Origin of the sequence: Methylophaga sp. UBA2496 (assembly GCF_002341635.1) — a bacterium.
Taxonomy (GTDB): Bacteria; Pseudomonadota; Gammaproteobacteria; order Nitrosococcales; family Methylophagaceae; genus Methylophaga.
The window spans coordinates 1-20,416 of record NZ_DDOK01000004.1 but is presented as its reverse complement, the minus strand read 5'-3'; the positions used below and the strand labels follow the sequence as shown (position 1 = coordinate 20,416).

17 protein-coding genes are annotated in these 20,416 nt (G+C 43.9%); 13 read left to right on the top strand and 4 right to left on the bottom strand.

Annotated elements, in window-relative coordinates; all coding sequences use genetic code 11:
* Positions 1-31: 31 nt before the first annotated feature.
* The 7 genes from ndk to pgi are packed head-to-tail and all read left to right on the top strand — an operon-like array spanning position 32 to position 7,314.
* Positions 32-463 (top strand): nucleoside-diphosphate kinase, encoded by a 432-nt coding sequence (ndk, locus tag B2W60_RS03295; protein ID WP_292362635.1) that lies wholly within the window; start codon positions 32-34, stop codon positions 461-463.
* Positions 464-473: 10 nt separating this feature from the next.
* The gene (gene rlmN, locus B2W60_RS03290) at positions 474-1,580 is read left to right on the top strand and encodes a 23S rRNA (adenine(2503)-C(2))-methyltransferase RlmN (protein ID WP_292362636.1); all 1,107 of its coding nucleotides are present in this window, start codon (positions 474-476) and stop codon (positions 1,578-1,580) included.
* On the top strand, positions 1,577-2,332 hold the full coding sequence (gene pilW / locus B2W60_RS03285) for a type IV pilus biogenesis/stability protein PilW (protein WP_292362637.1): 756 nt from the start codon (positions 1,577-1,579) through the stop codon (positions 2,330-2,332). Before rlmN ends, pilW begins: the two co-directional genes overlap by 4 nt.
* Positions 2,333-2,337: 5 nt before the next feature.
* Complete coding sequence (locus B2W60_RS03280) at positions 2,338-3,264, top strand: RodZ domain-containing protein (RefSeq protein WP_292362638.1); 927 nt, start codon at positions 2,338-2,340, stop codon at positions 3,262-3,264.
* The gene (ispG, locus tag B2W60_RS03275; protein ID WP_292362639.1) at positions 3,264-4,382 is read left to right on the top strand and encodes a flavodoxin-dependent (E)-4-hydroxy-3-methylbut-2-enyl-diphosphate synthase; all 1,119 of its coding nucleotides are present in this window, start codon (positions 3,264-3,266) and stop codon (positions 4,380-4,382) included. The genes B2W60_RS03280 and ispG overlap by 1 nt, the downstream gene beginning before the upstream one ends.
* 2 nt (positions 4,383-4,384) lie before the next feature.
* Positions 4,385-5,659 (top strand): histidine--tRNA ligase, encoded by a 1,275-nt coding sequence (gene hisS / locus B2W60_RS03270; RefSeq protein ID WP_292362640.1) that lies wholly within the window; start codon positions 4,385-4,387, stop codon positions 5,657-5,659.
* Between the two features lie 17 nt (positions 5,660-5,676).
* A complete protein-coding gene (gene pgi, locus B2W60_RS03265) occupies positions 5,677-7,314 on the top strand; it encodes a glucose-6-phosphate isomerase (protein ID WP_292362641.1) in 1,638 nt (545 codons plus the stop codon).
* Between the two features lie 40 nt (positions 7,315-7,354).
* Here pgi and glgB read toward each other — a convergent pair whose 3' ends face one another.
* On the bottom strand, positions 7,355-9,526 hold the full coding sequence (gene glgB / locus B2W60_RS03260) for a 1,4-alpha-glucan branching protein GlgB (protein ID WP_292362642.1): 2,172 nt from the start codon (positions 9,524-9,526) through the stop codon (positions 7,355-7,357).
* A 106-nt stretch (positions 9,527-9,632) separates the two neighbouring features.
* Here glgB and glgC point away from each other — a divergent pair, with 106 nt between their 5' ends.
* Genes glgC through gcvH form a run of 4 tightly spaced genes read left to right on the top strand, consistent with a single transcriptional unit; the run spans position 9,633 to position 14,416 of the window.
* Entirely contained in the window at positions 9,633-10,901 is a 1,269-nt protein-coding gene (gene glgC, locus B2W60_RS03255) for a glucose-1-phosphate adenylyltransferase (RefSeq protein WP_292362643.1), read from the top strand.
* A complete protein-coding gene (locus B2W60_RS03250; protein WP_292362644.1) occupies positions 10,891-12,573 on the top strand; it encodes a glycoside hydrolase family 57 protein in 1,683 nt (560 codons plus the stop codon). The genes glgC and B2W60_RS03250 overlap by 11 nt, the downstream gene beginning before the upstream one ends.
* A gap of 3 nt (positions 12,574-12,576) precedes the next feature.
* Entirely contained in the window at positions 12,577-14,034 is a 1,458-nt protein-coding gene (malQ, locus tag B2W60_RS03245) for a 4-alpha-glucanotransferase (protein ID WP_292362645.1), read from the top strand.
* Positions 14,027-14,416: a glycine cleavage system protein GcvH gene (gene gcvH, locus B2W60_RS03240; RefSeq protein ID WP_292362646.1), complete on the top strand. Its 390-nt coding sequence runs from the start codon at positions 14,027-14,029 to the stop codon at positions 14,414-14,416. Before malQ ends, gcvH begins: the two co-directional genes overlap by 8 nt.
* On the opposite strand, the gene B2W60_RS03235 is transcribed toward gcvH, so the two are convergent.
* Positions 14,392-15,501, bottom strand: a complete 1,110-nt coding sequence (locus B2W60_RS03235; protein ID WP_292363958.1) for an anhydro-N-acetylmuramic acid kinase — start codon at positions 15,499-15,501, stop codon at positions 14,392-14,394. The genes gcvH and B2W60_RS03235 overlap by 25 nt on opposite strands.
* A gap of 32 nt (positions 15,502-15,533) precedes the next feature.
* Positions 15,534-17,126 (bottom strand): peptidoglycan DD-metalloendopeptidase family protein, encoded by a 1,593-nt coding sequence (locus B2W60_RS03230; RefSeq protein ID WP_292362648.1) that lies wholly within the window; start codon positions 17,124-17,126, stop codon positions 15,534-15,536.
* Between the two features lie 122 nt (positions 17,127-17,248).
* Here B2W60_RS03230 and tyrS point away from each other — a divergent pair, with 122 nt between their 5' ends.
* Entirely contained in the window at positions 17,249-18,448 is a 1,200-nt protein-coding gene (gene tyrS, locus B2W60_RS03225; RefSeq protein ID WP_292362649.1) for a tyrosine--tRNA ligase, read from the top strand.
* A 36-nt stretch (positions 18,449-18,484) separates the two neighbouring features.
* Here the strand turns inward: tyrS and B2W60_RS03220 are convergent, their stop codons facing one another.
* Positions 18,485-18,982: a hypothetical protein gene (locus tag B2W60_RS03220; RefSeq protein ID WP_292362650.1), complete on the bottom strand. Its 498-nt coding sequence runs from the start codon at positions 18,980-18,982 to the stop codon at positions 18,485-18,487.
* Positions 18,983-19,087: 105 nt separating this feature from the next.
* Between B2W60_RS03220 and B2W60_RS03215 the strand changes: the two genes are divergently transcribed.
* A complete protein-coding gene (locus tag B2W60_RS03215) occupies positions 19,088-20,110 on the top strand; it encodes a helix-turn-helix domain-containing protein (RefSeq protein WP_292362651.1) in 1,023 nt (340 codons plus the stop codon).
* Positions 20,111-20,416: the final 306 nt, after the last annotated feature.

Genomic DNA, 20,416 nt, shown 5'->3' with positions numbered 1-20,416 from the left:
GATTTAATCCAATCAATCAATGAGGATACACATGGCGACTGAACGTACATTGTCAATTATCAAACCGGACGCGGTAGCAAAAAATGTTATAGGCGAGATTTACTCACGCTTTGAGAAAGCCGGTCTTTCTGTTGTAGCTGCCCGCATGGTGCATCTTACACAACAGCAAGCGGAAGGTTTTTATGCTGAACATAAAGCACGTCCGTTTTTTGGTGATTTAGTGAGCTTTATGACTTCTGGTCCTGTGATGATCCAGGTTCTGGAAGGTGATAATGCTGTGATGACTCACCGCGATTTGATGGGTGCAACTAATCCTGCTGATGCAGCACCAGGCACTATTCGTGCAGATTTTGCGCAAAGCATCGATGAAAACGCAGTTCACGGTTCAGATTCAGCTGAAAGTGCCGCACGAGAAATTGCCTACTTCTTCACTGACGATCAATTGTGCGCTCGCACACGCTAGTCTTTAACTGATGGCAACCGCATTGACCAATCTGCTTGGTCTGGATCTGAAAGGTCTGGAAGGGTTTTTCATCGAAATCGATGAGAAACCCTTTCGTGCGCGCCAGCTTTTACAATGGATTCATCAATATCGCGTTACTGATTTTGCTCAGATGAGCAATTTAAGTAAAACCCTGCGCGAAAAACTGAGTCAAATTGCCGAAATACGTGTACCGGAATTACTACACGAACATATATCCACTGATGGTACCCGCAAATGGATCATCAAAATGGATGGTGATAATTCGATTGAAACGGTGTTTATTCCTGAAAACGGACGAGGCACGTTATGTGTGTCTTCTCAAGTGGGATGTGCATTGACTTGTACCTTTTGTTCCACTGGGCAACAAGGTTTTAATCGTAATCTCAGTGCCGCTGAAATTATTGCTCAACTATGGATTGCCAATGAAGCCTTAGGCAAAGATCCGAAAGGCAATCGAATGGTGACCAATGTCGTGATGATGGGCATGGGTGAGCCGCTGACTAATTATACTAATGTCATTACCGCGATGAATCTGATGCGAGATGATCTGGCCTACGGTATTTCCTGGCGGCGACTTACATTGAGTACCTCTGGTGTGGTGCCGATGATTGATCGATTGAAAGAAGACTGTCATGTCAGTCTGGCCATTTCATTGCATGCTGCTAATGACAAGTTACGCAGCGAGATTATTCCGTTAAACGATAAATACCCGATTGCTGAATTATTGGCTGCTTGCAAACGTTATGTGACAGGTGAGCAATTGCGCCGGCATATCACTGTTGAATATGTCATGCTCGCTGGTATCAATGATTCAGAACAGGATGCACGGGATTTAATTCGAATTTTAAAAGGCATCCCCAATAAAATTAATCTTATACCGTTTAATCCATTTCCAGGCACCGATTATCAGTGTTCATCCCGAAATGTCATTAATCGTTTTAAAGAACAATTGATTGCTGCCGGTCTGGTCGCGACTGTACGAAAAACCCGTGGTGATGATATTGTGGCAGCCTGTGGTCAATTGGCTGGCGAAGTTCAGGATAAAACTCGTCGCACTCAGAAATTAGCTGAACGGGAGGTTGTGTTCGTCCGATGAAATCATATTTACAAATAGGTTTTCTGGCGACCTCAATCATGGTGCTCACTGCATGTGCTACAACAGGACCACGTGAACACATTGCGCCTGATCCTAAAGCTGCTGAATTGAATATGCAGTTGGGCTTAAGTTATCTGCAACGTGGTGATTACGAAATCGCCATGGAAAAACTGGATAAAGCACTTAAACAAAACCCGAATTTACCAAGTGCTCATAACACTATCGCTCTGCTTTATCAGCGCTTGGGTGAAAATGAAAAGGCCGAAAAACATTTTAAAGAAGCTGTCAGTAGGTCGCCACAGTATTCTGAAGCACAGAATAACTATGGCGTTTTTCTGTGCCAACAAGGTCAATATGAAGAAGCAGAGAAGCGTTTTTTAAAAGCTGTTGAAAACCCGCTTTATCAAAGTGCGGCAATGGCATTTGAAAATGCCGGTCTGTGTACCAGAGAAATTCCGGATTTGGTTAAGGCTGAATCCTATTTCAGACGAGCCTTACAGATTAACCCTAACCTGAGTAAATCATTAATGGGTATGGCAGATCTGAGCTATGAGCAAAAAAATTACATGCAAGCCCGGGCTTATGTTCAGCGTTTCAACAGTGTATCGCCCTGGACTCCCCAGTCGTTACTGACAGCGATTAAAACTGAGTCAAAACTGGGTAATGAGGATGCCGTATCCAGTTATAAATTAATTATGCGAGCCCGGTTCCCGGATTCCGATGAAATGCGTATGGTCAATGAAGGTATTTAACATTTATGACTGAGAGTCATACAGAAGAACCGAGTGTTGTTTCATCATCAGTTGATGTTGGCAAACGTTTACGTGATGCTCGGGAAGCAAAAAAAATCTCTGTTACAGATGCTGCAGCTCAACTGAGAGTAACTCGAGATGCCATTGTACATCTGGAAGAGCAAAACTGGGATAGATTGCATGGACGAACCTATGCCCGGGGGTATTTTTTGAGTTATGTAAAGTTCCTGGGGCTTCCGCAGGATGAAATGCTTGCAGGGTTCAATATAGAGTTTAGCGAGAATGAGAGCCGAAGCCCATCGGTCGCCCCCATTCAACAAATTAAACCAGCAAAATCAGCATTTCCATGGCTGCCATTAATTTTGTTGATCATTGTTGCTGTCGGAGCTTGGTTTGCCTATCAACAATGGCAAACCCATCAGGTTAACAGTCTGGCTGAGGAATTACCCAGTCAACCGTTTATCGAACCAGTAGAAGAACAACAAAGCGAGGAGAGCAGTGACGACTCCATACCAATAATTGAATCAAATGCTGAGCAGTTCACAAATGCTGATCAGCCGCCATTATTGAACGAAGTGGATGAGTCGCTGACAGCTTCTGAGCCTGCTTTAGCAGAACAATCATCTACGACAATTGAACTAATGGAAAACGAAGCGGCTGAGCCGTCAACTGTCGTCGATGCAAACCAAAAAGACCTCATCATTGGTATCAACTCAGACTGCTGGGTTGAAGTTCGTGATGCCAATCAGCAGGTATTGATTAGTCGGGTAGTCAGGGGCGGGAACACTGTTGAATTGACTGGGACCACGCCTTTTCAGGTCTCACTGGGACAGGCCAATGCCGCCTCAGTCAGATTTGATGGTGAGATTATTGATGTCTCTGAATATACACGCGGAAATGTAGCTCGCTTTACTTTGGGAGGAGACTCGTAATGCATACGCCTTCACCTATTAAGCGTCGAAAATCCAGGCAAATCATGGTGGGAAATGTTCCGGTTGGCGGTGACGCGCCGATTGCCGTGCAAAGTATGACCAATACCGAAACAACGGATGTTGCTGCGACGGTTGATCAAATCCAGCGTTTGCAAAAAGTAGGTGCTGATCTGGTTCGTGTTTCTGTACCGTCCATGGATGCTGCTGAAGCATTTGGCGCGATTCGTAAACAAGTGGATATTCCGTTAATCGCCGATATTCATTTTGATTACAGGATTGCCCTGCGTGTAGCGGAACTGGGCGTCGATTGTTTGCGTATCAATCCAGGCAACATCGGTCGCGAAGATCGGGTCCGTGCGGTTGTGGATAAAGCGCGTGATTTTGGTATTCCAATTCGTATTGGTGTAAACGCGGGGTCACTGGAAAAAGAATTACAAAAAAAATATGGTGAACCCACGCCAGAAGCATTGGTTGAATCAGCCTTAAGACATATCGATATTCTGGATCGGCTGAACTTTCCTGATTTTAAAGTCAGTTTGAAAGCATCAGATGTGTTTATGACAGTTCATGCCTATAGACAATTAGCAGATCAGATTGAACAACCTTTGCATTTGGGTATTACAGAAGCAGGCAGCCTGCGCAGTGGTGCCGTTAAATCCGCAATTGGTCTGGGAATGTTATTGGCTGAAGGTATTGGTGATACCATTCGCGTCTCTTTGGCAGCTGATCCGATCGAAGAAATTCGTGTTGGGTTTGATATTCTGAAAAGTCTGCGAATCCGCAGTAAAGGCATTAATCTGATTGCCTGCCCATCCTGCTCCAGACAGGAGTTTGATGTTATCTCGACCGTGAATGCACTTGAAGCTCGTTTGGAAGATATTATCGAGCCAATGGATGTTGCTGTCATTGGTTGTGTGGTGAATGGTCCGGGAGAAGCAAAAGAGGCTGCAATCGGTTTGACAGGTGGTTCACCAAATCTGCTGTACCGCGATGGAAAACCACACCATAAATTAGATAACGAATCATTGGTCGATCAGCTGGAAAAAGAAATTCGTCAGCGGATAGCCATGCGCAGTGATCAACCCGAAAAAGTAATTCCGATAAAGGACATAAGCTAAAGGTGGCAGAGATTATCCGTTCTGTCCGGGGAATGAACGACATTCTTCCGGAAATGACGCCGTATTGGCAATCAGTGGAAACCAGCCTTAAAAAGGTGCTTGATGGCTATGGCTATCAGGAAATCAGGTTACCCATTCTGGAAAAGACCGAATTGTTCAAACGCTCTATCGGAGAAGTTACTGACATCGTTGAGAAGGAAATGTATACCTTTGACGACCGCAATGGTGACAGCCTGACCTTGCGGCCTGAAGGCACGGCCGGATGCGTCAGGGCCGCTATGGAGCATGGTATGTTCCAGCAGCAGCAACGTCTCTGGTATATGGGACCAATGTTTCGTCATGAACGCCCACAGAAAGGCCGGTATCGTCAATTTCACCAATTAGGCGTTGAAGCTTATGGTTTCAGCGGTCCTGATATTGATGCGGAAATGATTCTGTTAACAGCACGTTTATGGAAAACTCTGGGGTTGAAAGATATTTCTTTGCAGATCAATTCGCTTGGAAGTACTGACGCTCGACTCAATTATCGTGAAAAACTGGTTGAGTATTACCAGGATAATTATTCACAACTTGATGAAGACAGTCAGCGACGATTAGTCAGTAATCCGTTACGTATTCTGGATAGTAAAAATCCCGCGATGCAGGCGCTTAATGACGCGGCACCCAAACTGATAGATTATCTGGATGCGGAATCTGCCGGGCATTTTGAGCAATTGTGTACTACCTTACGAGCAGCAGGCATTGCGTTTGAGATAAATTCGCGACTGGTTCGAGGGTTGGACTATTATGGCAAAACCGTTTTTGAATGGGTGACCGATCAGCTGGGAGCGCAAGGCACAGTCTGCGCCGGAGGACGTTATGATGGTCTGATCGAACAGCTGGGTGGTAAAGAGTCCACTGCTATCGGTTTTGCCATTGGTCTAGAACGTCTTATTGCATTGCTGGAAGCAGGAGGGGCTTTACCTGAAACGGTATCTCCTGATGTATATCTGGTTGCCGTTGGTGAAGCCGCAGCAGCGCAATCCTTGCTGCTGGCAGAAAGCCTTAGGGACCAGCTTCCCCAACTTCGCTTGATTAGCCACTGTGGTGGTGGTAGTTTTAAAAGCCAATTCAAGCGGGCTGATCGCAGTGGAGCGCGCTGGACCTTGATTTTGGGGGAGGAGGAAATGGCGCAGCAAATCATTGGCGTGAAAACCATGGCAACAGGTGAGCAACAAACCTTGCCCTGGTCTGAACTCGCGACTTTTCTTTCTGAATCAAAGCTCAATAACCGTTAACAAAAATAAGTAGAAATATGACGCCACTAAATATCGCCGAATGGCAATCATTGGATAGACATTATTCTGATATCAAGTATCTGTCGATGCGTGAGCAATTCGTACTTGATTCGGGACGTTTTGAGCGGTTTTCAATTCGCTCAGGTGATTTGTTATTGGATTATTCCAAAAATCGTATTACTCAGGAAACCATTGAGAAGCTGATCGCCCTGGCAGAAGCAGTAAAAGTAGAGTCCTGGATTGAACGCATGTTTTCTGGTGAGCAGATAAATCACACAGAAGGGCGTGCCGTATTGCACACGGCATTACGCAATCGAGCCAATACGCCTGTTTTGGTGGATGGTGAAGATGTGATGCCACAGGTAAATGCCGTTCTCGATAAGATGGCTGCCTTTTGTGAGCAGGTTCATAGTGGTAAGTGGGTGGGTTTCAGTGGCAAAAAAATTACCGATATTGTAAATATTGGTATTGGCGGTTCGGATCTTGGCCCAGCTATGATCTGTGATGCGCTGGAGCCTTATGGTATTGATGGTCTTGAGGCGCATTTTGTTTCTAATGTTGATGGTACTGATCTCAGTACTACGCTGGAAAAACTGAATCCTGAAACGACCCTGTTTATTGTTGCTTCAAAAACCTTTACGACTCAGGAAACCATAACCAACGCTCAGTCTGCGCGGAATTGGTTTCTCAAAGTTGCCACACAGGCAGATGTCGCTAAACATTTTGTTGCTGTCTCTACCAATGCCAAAGAAGTTGCCAGATTTGGCATTGATACGGCCAATATGTTTGAGATCTGGGACTGGGTTGGCGGCCGATATTCATTGTGGAGTGCCATTGGCTTACCGATTGCACTGTATGTCGGTATGGATAATTTTATTCGTCTGCTGGAAGGTGGACATGAAATGGATAACCATTTCCGCAGTAAACCATTAGCCGAAAATATCCCGGTTATCATGGGCATGCTGGGAATCTGGTATATCAATTTCTTTAATGCCCAAACGCATGCCATTGTACCGTATGACCATTCATTAGCCCGTTTCCCGAATCATATGCAGCAATTGGATATGGAAAGCAACGGCAAGTTTATTAACCGGCAGGGTGCCCGCATCAGTTATAAAACCGGACCGGTTATCTGGGGGACGCCCGGAACTAATGGTCAGCATGCCTATTTTCAGTTGATTCATCAGGGAACACAGTTAATACCGGTGGATTTTGTATTGCCGGTTAATAGTCATTACCCCGAATGTGATCATCAGTCTATTCTGCTGGCCAATGGCCTGGCGCAAGCTGAAGCCCTAATGAAGGGGAAAAGTGCCGAAGAAGTCAGGGAAGAGCTGATTAAAGAAGGTTATGAAGGCAAAACGCTGGATGCATTATTACCCCATAAAGTCTTTCCGGGAAATCGTCCAAGTAATGTGTTGTTATTTCCTAAATTGACACCGGAAATGCTTGGACAGCTGGTTGCACTCTATGAACATAAAGTGTTTGTACAAGGGGTAATCTGGAATATCAATTCGTTTGATCAGTGGGGCGTTGAACTTGGCAAGCAACTCGCAAAAGCCATTCTGCCCGACTTACAGGGCAATGCCGATATTTCCGTACATGATAGTTCCACAACTGAACTTATCAAAATGATCCGTACTTTACGTCAGTAATAGTATTCAGCGGCTCGTGTCATACGAGCCGCATGCTGCTTCAATGTTTCTTGCGAATAATGAGTCCTGCTAACGGCGGCAAATTTACGACAATTGAATAAGGTCTTTCCGACCATTCAGTTGGTTCACTATTAACTAGCGGACTGACGGGATAATTGCTGCCAGAGTAATATTCCGAATCTGAGTTGATGACCACTTCGTATTCACCTGCTTCCGGTACGCCAATGCGATAATTGTCGCGCACGACAGGGGTAAAATTAAACACCGCTACCACAATAGCGTCCTGTCCACGCCGCAGAAAACTAAGCACCGAATGCTCACGATCATTACAATCAATCCACTCAAAACCATGGGCATCAAAGTCATGATAGTGAAGTGCCGGACTTTCGCAATACACTTTATTCAAATCGGTAACAATCTGTAATAAACCTTGATGCTGCGGATAGTCGAGTAAATACCATTCAAGCGATTGTTCACTATTCCATTCGCTACCCTGCCCAAATTCCGACCCCATAAATAATAACTTCTTGCCGGGATAACTGAACATAAAGGTGTAAAGCAATCGCAGATTAGCAAATTGCTGCCATTCATCCCCAGGCATTTTATAACGCATCGACTTTTTGCCATGCACAACCTCATCGTGTGAGAAGGGCAGAACAAAATTCTCTGTAAATGCATAGAGCAAACCAAAGGTCAGTTGATCATGATGGTAACGTCGATGGATGGGATCTTGTTTCATATATTCGAGAATGTCATGCATCCAGCCCATATTCCATTTCATCGAAAATCCTAGTCCGCCCATATCGGCAGGCCTTGAAACCATTGGATAAGAGGTCGATTCTTCGGCGGCGATAATACAGCCAGGATGAGACTGATGCAGAATCGTGTTCACTTCCTGGAGAAAACTAATGACTTCAAGATTTTCACGTCCGCCATGAATATTGGGTAACCATTGACCTTCTTCACGCGAATAATCCAGATACAACATTGAGGCTACGGCATCAACCCGCAGACCATCTATATGAAACTCCTCCAGCCAGAAAAAAGCACTGGATAACAAAAAGTTGCGAACTTCATTGCGTCCATAGTTGAAAATCAATGTACCCCAGTCCTGATGTTCACCACGCCGTGGATCTTCATGTTCATAGAGTGCTGTGCCATCAAAACGGGCTAAGCCGAAACTGTCTTTTGGAAAATGTCCCGGGACCCAGTCGAGTAATACGCCGATATTATTTTGATGGCATTTATCAACTAAATATCGAAAATCATCCGGTGATCCGAAACGACTGGTTGCTGCATAATACCCGGTAGTCTGGTAGCCCCATGAAATATCCAGTGGATGCTCAGTAACCGGCAACAATTCAATATGGGTAAATCCCAGTTTATTGACATATGGCACCAGTTTGTCAGCCAGTTCACGATAGCTGCAGAAACTTCCGTCACTGTGTTTTTGCCAGGAGCCAAGGTGGACTTCATACACGCTATGTGGTGTATTCAGCCACTTGGCATGTTCTCGCCCAGACATCCAGTCTTTATCCTGCCATTGATAATTGCTGTTAAACACCACTGAAGCGGTGCTGGGACGCAGTTCGGCCTGTTGACAGTATGGGTCCATTTTCAGGTGCAGACTGCCATCATGATGATTACGTATTTCAAACTTATACAGCTCACCGATATCCAGGCCAGGAATAAATAATTCCCATACGCCGGTACTGCCCCTGGAGCGCATCGGATGACATCGACCATCCCAGCGGTTAAATGTACCTACGACACTTACACGCTGAGCATTGGGTGCCCAAGTGGCAAATATGACCCCTTCGACACCATTGACTGTACGTTTGTGTGAACCCAGTATTCGATAGGCGTGCCAATGTTTACCTTCAGCAAACAGGTACAGATCATAATCTGAAATCTGTGGTGGAAAGCTGTATGGATCATAATGGCTCTGAATTTGATTTTCCGAAGTGGTACGATGAATCTGATAGGGAGATGTTAAATCATCGGAAGCACCTGTCCATTCGAAAAGATCTGTACCTTGAACTCGCTGCATAGGTAAATTGTCACCTACTGTAGCTGCCTCGGTATCAGGTAAAAAAGCCCTTACATATATCCCATTTTTTGTTGGATGACGTCCCAATACTGCAAAGGGATCATGATGTCTGGCTTCTATGATTTTAAGTTGGTCGTCTGTCAAATTTTGTTCAAAAACCATAGATATACTGTCCTATAAATATTTCTATTGCTGACCACCTTAACGATGTGGCACGCTTAAAGCCATTACAACATATTTCACTGCATAGCTGGCTGGAGAATTCAATATGCCCAAAAATAATAGTACGCGTTTTGTCAGTCGACTGACCAGGGATACTCTGGCATTGATCCTTGCAGGAGGGCGTGGCTCTCGCCTGAAGCAACTGACAGGATGGCGTGCAAAACCTGCAGTGCCGTTTGGCGGAAAATTCAGGATTATTGATTTTCCATTATCCAATTGTGTTAATTCCGGTATTCGCAGGGTGGGTGTATTAACACAATATAAAGCGCATTCACTGATTCGGCATATTCAACAGGGTTGGGGCTTTATGCGCGGTGCCCTGGGCGAGTTTGTGGAGTTACTCCCAGCCTCTCAACGTACCGAACAGGGGTGGTACACCGGTACAGCAGATGCCGTTTATCAAAACATTGATATTTTGCGAAATCATGGTCCCGAATATGTATTGATACTGGCAGGTGATCACATTTATAAAATGGATTATGGTGATATGCTGGCGGAACATGTTGCGCAAAATGCCGATATGACGATTGGCTGTATTGAGGTACCACTGGATCAGGCTAAAGCCTTTGGCGTAATGTCTGTTGATACCAATCATCGCATTGTTGCATTTAACGAAAAACCGGAAGATCCTGCTCCTATTCCAGGGCAGGATGATGTGGCATTGGCTTCGATGGGGATATACATTTTTAATGCGGGCTTTCTTTATGAACAGTTGATTAAAGATGCTGATGACCCAAGGTCCAGTCATGATTTTGGTCATGACATCATTCCGTCGTTAATAAAAAAATATAAAGTTGTCGCGTTTCCGTACAAAGATGTTCAGGGTAATGACCCAGGTTATTGGCGCGATGTAGGAACTATTGATGCTTTCTGGTCTGCGAATCTGGAGTTGATAGGCGTGACACCCGAATTAAATCTTTATGATGAAGATTGGCCGATCTGGACTCATCAGGCGCAACTGCCGCCAGCCAAATTTGTTTTCGATGATGATGACCGCCGCGGCATGGCTGTAGACTCCATGGTTTCAGGTGGCTGCATCATTTCTGGTTCCACCGTTAGACACTCTGTATTGTTTTCAAATGTCGAAGTTCACAGCTTTAGTCTAATCGAAGATAGCGTGGTACTACCGGATGTTACTGTTGGCAGGCACTGTCGCCTGAAGAAAGTTGTGCTGGATAAAGGCTGTATCGTGCCTGAAGGTACCATTATCGGGGAAGACCCCATACTGGATGCGCAACGTTATGAAGTTTCACCCAATGGTGTTGTATTAGTGACACCGGAAATGCTGGGGCAAAATTACCGTTATGTCAGATAAATTAAAAGTTGTGCTGTGCTGGCATATGCACCAGCCACAATATAGTGAACCTATGGGCGGAAGTTATCAGCTTCCATGGACCTATTTGCATGCGATAAAAGATTATGTCGATATGGCATGGCATCTGGAGCAGGTACCTGATGCCAGAGCAGTAGTAAACTTTGCTCCTACCCTGCTTGAGCAGATTGATGATTATGATCAGCAGTTGAAAGGTCGTTTCAAAGGCACGGGTTGTCTTAAAGATCCTTTGTTAATTGCCTTGGATTCACCAGTACAGCCGGCGCATATTGAAGAGCGTCAAACGATTTTAAATGCCTGCCTGCGTGCCAATGATGAAAAACTTATAGCGCCGTTTCCAGTTTTTGCAAAACTGGCAGAAATGGCTAGATGGGTATTGGAAGATAAACAACGTCTGGCTTACCTGAATGATCAGTTCCTGGTCGATATGCTGGTCTGGTATCACTTGGTGTGGATGGGTGAGTCTGTTCGACGAAATGATGTTCGCATCCAGACATTAATGAAAAAAGGGCAGCAGTTTAATTTTCATGATCGCCGACAATTGATGATTGTTATCGGTGAACTTCTGAGTGACTTGATTCCACGTTACAGACGGCTTGCAGAAGCGAAAAAAGTAGAACTATCAGTCACGCCTTATGCACATCCAATTGTACCGTTATTGCTGGATATAAATAGTACTCTTGAAGCAATGCCGGATGCCCTGCTACCACAAATCCGTCATTACCCCGGAGGTGAATCACGTACTGACTGGCACATGGAAAAAGGTTTAGCGGTATTTGAATCCTTTTTTGGGTTTCGCCCCCAAGGCTGTTGGCCATCAGAAGGTGCAGTATCAAAGCCGACAATAGAATCGATTGCCAAACATGGATTTCAGTGGACTGCCAGTGGTGAAAATGTATTAAGAAATAGTCTCAATAAAAGTGATTTGTCTGACAGTAATATTCATAAACCCTATCAGCTTGAGGGTAAAGGGCCGGCATGTTTTTTCCGGGATGATGGATTATCGGATTTAATTGGATTTACTTATACCAAATGGAGTGCTGAAGACGCCGTTAACGATTTTATTCACCATCTGACAAATATTAAAGCAACAACTGAAGGCGATCCAGATAGAGTGGTTTCTGTCATTCTGGATGGTGAAAATGCCTGGGAACACTATTCCTATAACGGTTTTTACTTTCTGCAAAGTCTGTATAAACAGCTTTCTCGGCACCCTGAGTTTGAGTTAACCACCTTTGCTGAGTGTCTGGAAAAAGGGTGTAAATCGGCCTTATTACCAGAAATGGTGGCAGGGAGTTGGGTCTATGGTACGTTTTCAACCTGGATTGGGGATGTTGATAAAAACCGTGCTTGGGATTTACTTAGCCAGGCCAAGCAGGTTTACGACACAAAAATTGCAGAAGTAGCAATTGATGATGACATGCAACAAGCTATCGACAAACAACTCGCCATTTGTGAAGGATCTGACTGGTTCTGGTGGTTTGGGGATTACAACGCTGCTGACAGTGTCAGTGATTTTGAGCGTCTGTTCAGGTTGCATTTATCGAACCTTTATCAAATGCTGGGAGTTGAAGTACCACAAATCTTGTCAGAAGTTGTATCTTCGGGAGGAGGGGAAGCCGAGCAGGGTGGCACAATGCGCCGTGGTGGTTAATTAATGAAACAGGCACATATTTTTGATCAGCGCAGGGCAGGTGTCTTAATGCATATTACCAGTTTACCGACGGGTAATTTAGGTGCAGATGCTTATCGCTTTGTAGACTTTCTGCAACAAGCCGGGGTAACTATCTGGCAGATGCTGCCGCTAGGGCCGACTCATGAAGATGGATCGCCTTATCAATGTTTATCGGCACATGCCGGCAATAACAAGTTGTTGTGTGTTGACTATATTCAAGCTCAAGCCTGGATTAAGACAGAAGAACTAGCAGGTAAAAAAATCTTCACTATTGTTGCGAATGCTTATAAGCAATTTGTTGAGAATAGTACTGAAACCGATAAACTGGCGTTTAATAATTTTTGTCAGCAACAGGCCTTTTGGCTGGAAGACTATATTTTATATCGGGAGCTTCGCAATCTGAATCATGCATTGCCTTGGTATGACTGGCCACCCGAGTTTCGGGATCGTGAACCAGCTACGCTAAAATCGCTTAGTGAACAACGTTCAGAATCATTGAACATACGTCGTTTCGAACAATTTCTCTTTTTCCAGCAATGGCATAATTTAAAAAACTATGCGAATCAACATCACGTTAAATTGTTTGGTGATATGCCCATTTTTGTTGCTCATGACAGTGCTGATGTATGGGCTGCGCCGGAATTATTTACTTTAGATGAAAATGGACAGGCTACAAAGGTAACCGGTGTTCCGCCAGATTATTTTTCCGCGACAGGGCAACGTTGGGGTAATCCGCTTTATGACTGGCAGGCACATCTTGATGAAAATTTCGACTGGTGGGTAAAACGTTTATCCACTCAACTGGAATTATTTGATTTAATTCGAATTGATCATTTCAGAGGCTTTGAAGCATGTTGGGAGATTCCAGCCAGTTGTGAAACTGCAATAGAGGGAGATTGGGGTAAAGCACCCGGTGAGGCATTATTCAAAAAGCTGCTATCGGTTTTTGGCGAACTTCCTTTAGTTGCCGAGGACTTAGGTATCATAACTGAAGAAGTAACGGCTTTACGTGAACAGTTTGCGATGCCGGGTATGAAAATTCTGCAATTTGCCTTTGGCGGAGACGCTGATAATCCCTATCTTCCTCATCAACATTGTAAGGATAGTATTACTTATACAGGTACACACGATAATAACACCAGCTTGGGATGGTACCGGGAGATTGAAGAAAGTACCCGACAACACTTGCATGAATATATCGGGCCGAGTGATGAAGCAATGCCATGGTTGTTGATTCGAGTTGCTTTGAAATCCGTTTCTCAGCTTGCTGTTATTCCTTTGCAGGATTTATTCGAGCTTGAAGGTGAGCATCGTATGAATGTTCCCGGAACTCTGGATGGCAACTGGAAATGGCAGTTTGAATGGAGTATGGTTCCAAAAGATTGTACTGATCGATTAAGACACCTGAATCAAACTTATGGACGCATCATTCATGAATAATTCAGATGATTATTATTACAGTGAGTCCCATGTTTGGCTTGAAGAGCAGAGTACAGGCCTTTATACACTTGGTATCACAGAGCATGCCCAAAACAGTCTGGGAGATATTGTTTTTGTTGAATTGCCTTCCGAAGGCCAGCAATTTGCTGCTGGCGAAGGATGTGCCGTGATTGAGTCAGTAAAGTCAGCCTCAGACGTGATTATGCCTATTTCAGGTGAAATTATTGCTATTAATCAGCAGTTAGTGGATATGCCTGAACTAATTAATCAAGAACCTTTTAATAATGGTTGGATTGTGCGTTTTCGTTCCGAGGTTCCAATTGATGAAATTGCAGCAGAGTTAATGTCTGCTATTGATTATGAAGCCTTCTTAGACCAGTAAACTGCACCTAATATGCTTGGGCTCTGTGCGCCTGTAACATAACGTAAATCAAGCGCGTTTTGATGTATGGTTTGTTCGGCAAGCCATGCAAATGCAACGGCTTCAACCCATTGAGGATCCAAACCGATTGCTGCTGTAGTCGTTACCTCGATGTTATCCAGAGCGATTTGTAATTGTTGCATTAAAGCTGTATTTCTCGCTCCTCCCCCACAGACATAGACTTTATCCGTTTGTCTGGCGTATTGATGAATCGCATCAGTAATGGTTGATACAGTAAATGCCAGTAAAGTTGCCTGTATATCCTGAGCATTTACATCTTCACATTTTGCCATGATCAATTGCTGCTTTAACCAGTTTTGATTAAATAATTCACAACCCGTACTTTTGGGAATTTGTCTGTCAAAATAAGGATCAGACTTTAATTGCATCAGTAACGTTTGGTTAATTTCACCACCCTCAGCCCACTTTCCCTCATTATCAAATAGAAGGCCTTGATGTTTTTGAATCCAGGAATCCATAAGCGTATTTCCTGGTCCGGTATCAAATCCTTGGAGAGGGCTACCGCTATCCGCTGGCAATATACTGATGTTGCTTATACCACCAATATTCACAATAACGCGATTTTCGTTATCTGAACGAAACATAGCTGCATGAAAGGCAGGAGCTAACGGGGCCCCTTGACCGCCATTGACAATATCTTTTTGGCGGAAATCACAAATCGTTGTAATCCCCGTTTTTTCAGCAATAACATTGCCATTGCCAATTTGCATGCTAAACGGATAATTTGAATCAGGTGAGTGTAATACTGTTTGACCATGACAGCCGATGGCATCAATTTGATGTATCGTAGTGGTCGCTGAGGAAGTTAGCAGGCTCAGAATAGCATCAGCATATGCATGGCCAAGTTCAATATCTAATGCACCCAGTTGGGAGAGCTGACAGCGTTGAGAGTTAATCAAATCTTTCAATGCTTTTTGCAGTTCAACAGAAAAAGCTGTCGAGTGATGAGCGATTAATTTCGACGGCTCTGTTGGCGATGTTTCGATTAATGCAACATCAATTGCATCAAGACTAGTGCCTGACATCACACCGATGTAAAAGCCCATTTCTGTATTAATTAATCTTGGCGTAATGCCAGGGTTGGGACTTGTAAGTTGTCTAAACTGGCAAGTAGTGGTTGGGCAAGCGTCTTGAATTGCGCCAAATATTGACTTGGAATAGGTTCTGCTTTGGGCAAAGCGACGGTTAATGGATTTTTATGAACACCATCTACCCGAAATTCATAGTGCAAATGTGGCCCGGTAGCCAGGCCACTGCTACCAATATAGCCAATAATTTCACCTTGTCTCACACGTTGACCGACACGAATGCCTTTTTTGTACTTTGACATATGAGCAAAAAGTGTTGTGTAACGTCCACCATGTGACAGGATAACAGTACGGCCATAACCACCTTTAGTACCAACAAAGTCGACTTTACCATCACCGGTTGCCAGGATTGGTGTTCCGGTTGCGGCGGCGTAGTCAACACCGCGATGAGGACGGTTGGTTTGTAATACGGGATGTTTACGATTAGGGTTAAAGCCTGAACTTATACGTGAAATTGGCACTGGAGTTCGCGTAAAGGCCTTACGCATACTGTCGCCATTTGGTGTGTAGAAACGACTTTCACCGTTATTATCAGTGAAACGGATAGCACGGAAGGTTTTACCCCGATTGGTGAATTCTGCTGCCAGAATGTCACCATCAGCAATTTTTTCACCGTCTAGGAAGTTTTCATTATAAATGACTTTGAAGCTGTCACCCTGACGTAAATCCAGTGCAAAATCGACATCCCAGCCAAAAATATGGGCCATTTCCATAATTAATCTGTCTGACATGCCCGCTTTTTGTCCATCGACGAATAATGAACTTTGAATTTCGCCTGCAACCAGTTGACGTTGCTTATCGAGTTCACGTTCAACGACAGCTGTTTCAAAACCATTTCCAGTAGACGTTAAGGTTAACGTTTTCATCGGATTTAACTGTAATTGAAGCTGCTTAAGCACTAAGTTTTGATCAGTGTCGGTTATTGTTCCAAATCGAAATATTTGACCCGGCCGAAGGTTGAGAAGCGCTTTGGCATCGTCACCAGCCGTCTGAGCAACGTTATAAACATCACGGGCACTTAAGCCAGCTTTTGGAAAGATTAAAGAAAGGTTATCGCCAGATTTTACTTCGATTTCTTGCCAGCTAAGCTCGTCAGATGTGGATATTGCAGTGTTTTCTTCATTTGGGGTGAGAGCATCGTTTATGATAGAAATTTCTGTTTCTAGGGCAGGGGGGCTTTGTTGGTTAAGATGCAGGCGCTCGATTTCAGCAGATTCATCCGAAGAGATATCAGATTGAACTGGTTGAACGGTCTCGTTAATGTTGGAATCAAAAGGATCAGGTTGTACTGCAACGGACTTTGAGGGTAGAGAAATGATTGATTGATCTGACGCTGTTGTACTTTCGCTGCCTGCAGGCATATTTGGTAAGGCGACGGATTGGGTTTGATTGGTTGTTGCACTGGGTTCGCTTGTTGCAAGCACAATGCCCGTTATAAAAATACCGGTTAAAGCCATTAAGGATAAGATTGCAATATGTCTATTTTTGTGGGGAGACAGCGATTCAGATTTGAATAACTTTGATTGATGTGATGAGCTCAGAAGTCTATTACGTTTCTTCATGGGCATTCCCCGTTTATAGTAAATTCGTGCAATTCTCTCAGCATTTGCCCAGAATTGAAACCCCTCGGAGGCAAGATCTTGTGTTATATTGCCCGCCAATTTTTATAGTGCGGAGAACGATGATGAGAACTGTGCAAGAAACTTTGGCAGAAATCCGTCGTGGAGCAGAAGAAATTCTGGTCGAAAAAGAGTTAATCGAAAAGCTGGAAAGTGGTAAACCACTTCGTATTAAAGCTGGTTTTGACCCTACAGCTCCAGACTTGCATCTTGGTCATACGGTGTTACTCAATAAGTTACGCCTTTTTCAGGATTTAGGGCATGAAATCCTATTTTTGATCGGCGATTTTACCGGAATGATTGGTGATCCAACCGGCAAAAATGTGACGCGTCAGCCATTAACGCCAGAACAAGTGCAGCTGAATGCGGAAACATACCAACAGCAGGTATTCAAAATTCTGGATCCTGAACGGACTCAAGTAGTTTTCAATTCGCATTGGATGAACGAGTTGTCTTCTGCCGATATGATTCGACTGGCTTCTCACCATACTGTTGCACGCATGTTAGAGCGTGATGATTTTCATAAGCGGTATACAACTGGCCAATCCATTGCCATTCATGAGTTTTTGTATCCTTTAATTCAAGGATATGACTCAGTTGTGCTAGATGCTGATGTGGAATTGGGTGGAACGGACCAGAAATTTAACCTGCTTATGGGGCGCGAGTTACAAAAAGCTTACGGGAAATCACCACAATGCGTTCTGACGATGCCGCTTCTGGTTGGGTTGGATGGTGTGCAGAAAATGTCCAAATCTTTGGGTAACTATATTGGTATAGATGAAAGTCCTAAAGATATCTTTGGCAAACTTATGTCAATTTCGGATGAACTGATGTGGCGTTACATTGAATTGCTCAGTTTTAAATCGTTAGAAGAAGTCGCTGATTGGAAACAATCAGTAGCAGAGGGACGTAATCCCATTGAAATTAAAAAGTTATTTGCTGAGGAAATTGTTGCACGTTTTCATGGCGAAGCTGCTGGACCACAAGCTCGTCAGGACTTTGAAAATCAATTCAAAAAAGGTGAAGTCCCTGATGATATTGCGGAAGTTACCCTTACCGTTGGTTCTGAAGGTATGCCGATAGCCAATGTCCTTAAAGAAGCCGGGCTGACAAGCAGTACCTCAGATGCGATGCGTATGATCCAGCAGGGGGCTGTAAAAATTGACGGCGAAAAAGTAGATGATAAATCTTTGTTGATTAAAGCCGGTATCGTAGGCGTGTTTCAGGTAGGTAAACGTAAGTTCGCTCGTATTATTACCAACTGATCCTGTTTAGCGGGAGCATTTATCAGCTTACGTAATTCAGACAACTTGCCGACCGCAGCGCTTACAATTTTTTGTGTTTGAATCGTCATCAAAAGTAGTGCGAAATATAATGACAGCAGCTTTGCCAAAGCCATAACTGGTTACTAAAAGACTCGAATATAAATAGACATTAAAAGTAGTAAACAAGATCCCCGTAGGTATATAGGTTTCTGATAGCGGATCCAATACAGGAAACATTGCATACAATAAAAAAAGACTGGAATTGGTAAATGCTCCCGTTACCATCGCCCAGCGAACATGCCATGGCAATCCAATCCTTGCAGCATAAAACCCCAGAATCAAAGCACTCATTAATAAAAAGTCTATGTGAGCCTGCAACACTCGCATAGGTTTACCAGGAAATAAAGTCTCCAGAAAGCCAATCTGATTATAGATACCCACGAGTGACCAGGCCAGTAATAAAGCCATCAATATCCATAAGCAGGCCCCTCTTATCAGCACCACATTTCCGGCGTGGTTATCATTCTGTTTCATACTCTCTCCTGTTATTATTCTGAAATACAACAACAGTATGCCGAGCTTAAAATGAGTATTCTTTTCTCTAACGGCAGAGATCCTTGTACATTTGGGTGATGAGTTATGACAAACGCACTGATTACTCCCGCTGGCCAGAGAGCTGATGGTCGTGATTCGCTTGTTCGTCTCGGAGGGCAGCGTTTTTGCACGGAGCAACAACCCAGCGCTCAGCGGGTAGAGTGGCTGAAAGAAGTCATTGGCCGGGAATATGCTAACGTCGATATTAAACCGCCCAAGGATATGGTGTTATTCAATGATATGTTGATTTATCCCTGGCAAGAAGGTGTGCGGTTGTCACCTATCCAATCTAACGCAATTACACTGGAACGATTACCTCAAGAACCTTCTCAGGCCAGTCAAGACTGCTATTTCATGGTCGTGCTTACTTCCGGAAAATACAAGTTGGAACAGGGCGGGAGAGAAGTTTTTCTTAAACCAGGTGAAATGACGATTTATGACGCGACAGAGCCGCACAGAATTACCATTCCAGAAGCTTTTTCCAAGATATTGATTTCTATCCCCCGCAAGATTCTGGATCCACGGCTAAATAATATTGGAAGAATTACGGCTACCCGGATTCCTTCGGCTGAAGGTATTGGAGCACTCACCAGCAGTCTTATTCAATCTACAGTTAAACAACTGGAACAATTTTCCAAACCTACGTTTCAGTCATTATCGCAGCCAGTGGTTGATATGTTGACCTTGTCACTAGGGCAGGTTGTTGAGAATAAACTGACAACAACCAGCCACCGTCAGATTATGTTGATACGTATCAAACAATATATAAAGAGTGCTATGAGCGACCCAGAACTCACGGCAACAAAAATTGCCGATGCAACAGGCTTATCGAAACGTTATCTCAACAACTTATTCAACGAAGAAAATACCTCGCTGATGCACTTTCTGACAGAACAGAGATTAGAGTCGTGCCGACACTGTCTGGCAAGCGCCTTTTATGCTCACCTGTCTGTCACCCAGATTGCTATGCAATATGGTTTTAACAATATGTCCCATTTCAGCCGGATTTTTAAAAAATATTACGGGTATGCACCTAGGGCATATCGTCAACTATTTACCAATTTCTAGACTTGGCAGCACCAAAGTAAGTAAAAATTTACCTCTCGCCTATCGCACGTATTGTCATAATGACCAAAAAAACGACTGAATGGGGAGTGGTTAATGAGTAAGTTTTAATTATTTAATCAGTATTTTTCTTATTAATTCATAAGACTAGCGTCACCTAAAAACAATCAAGAAAAACTTCCTGTTGACGTATTCAGTTCAATCTGTAGAATGCGCCGTTCTGTTTCGACAGGCGGCTCTCAACGCTGATAAATAAACGATTTGAGGGTTGACAGATTGAGCGGTTTCTGTATAATTCTCGCTTCTTTG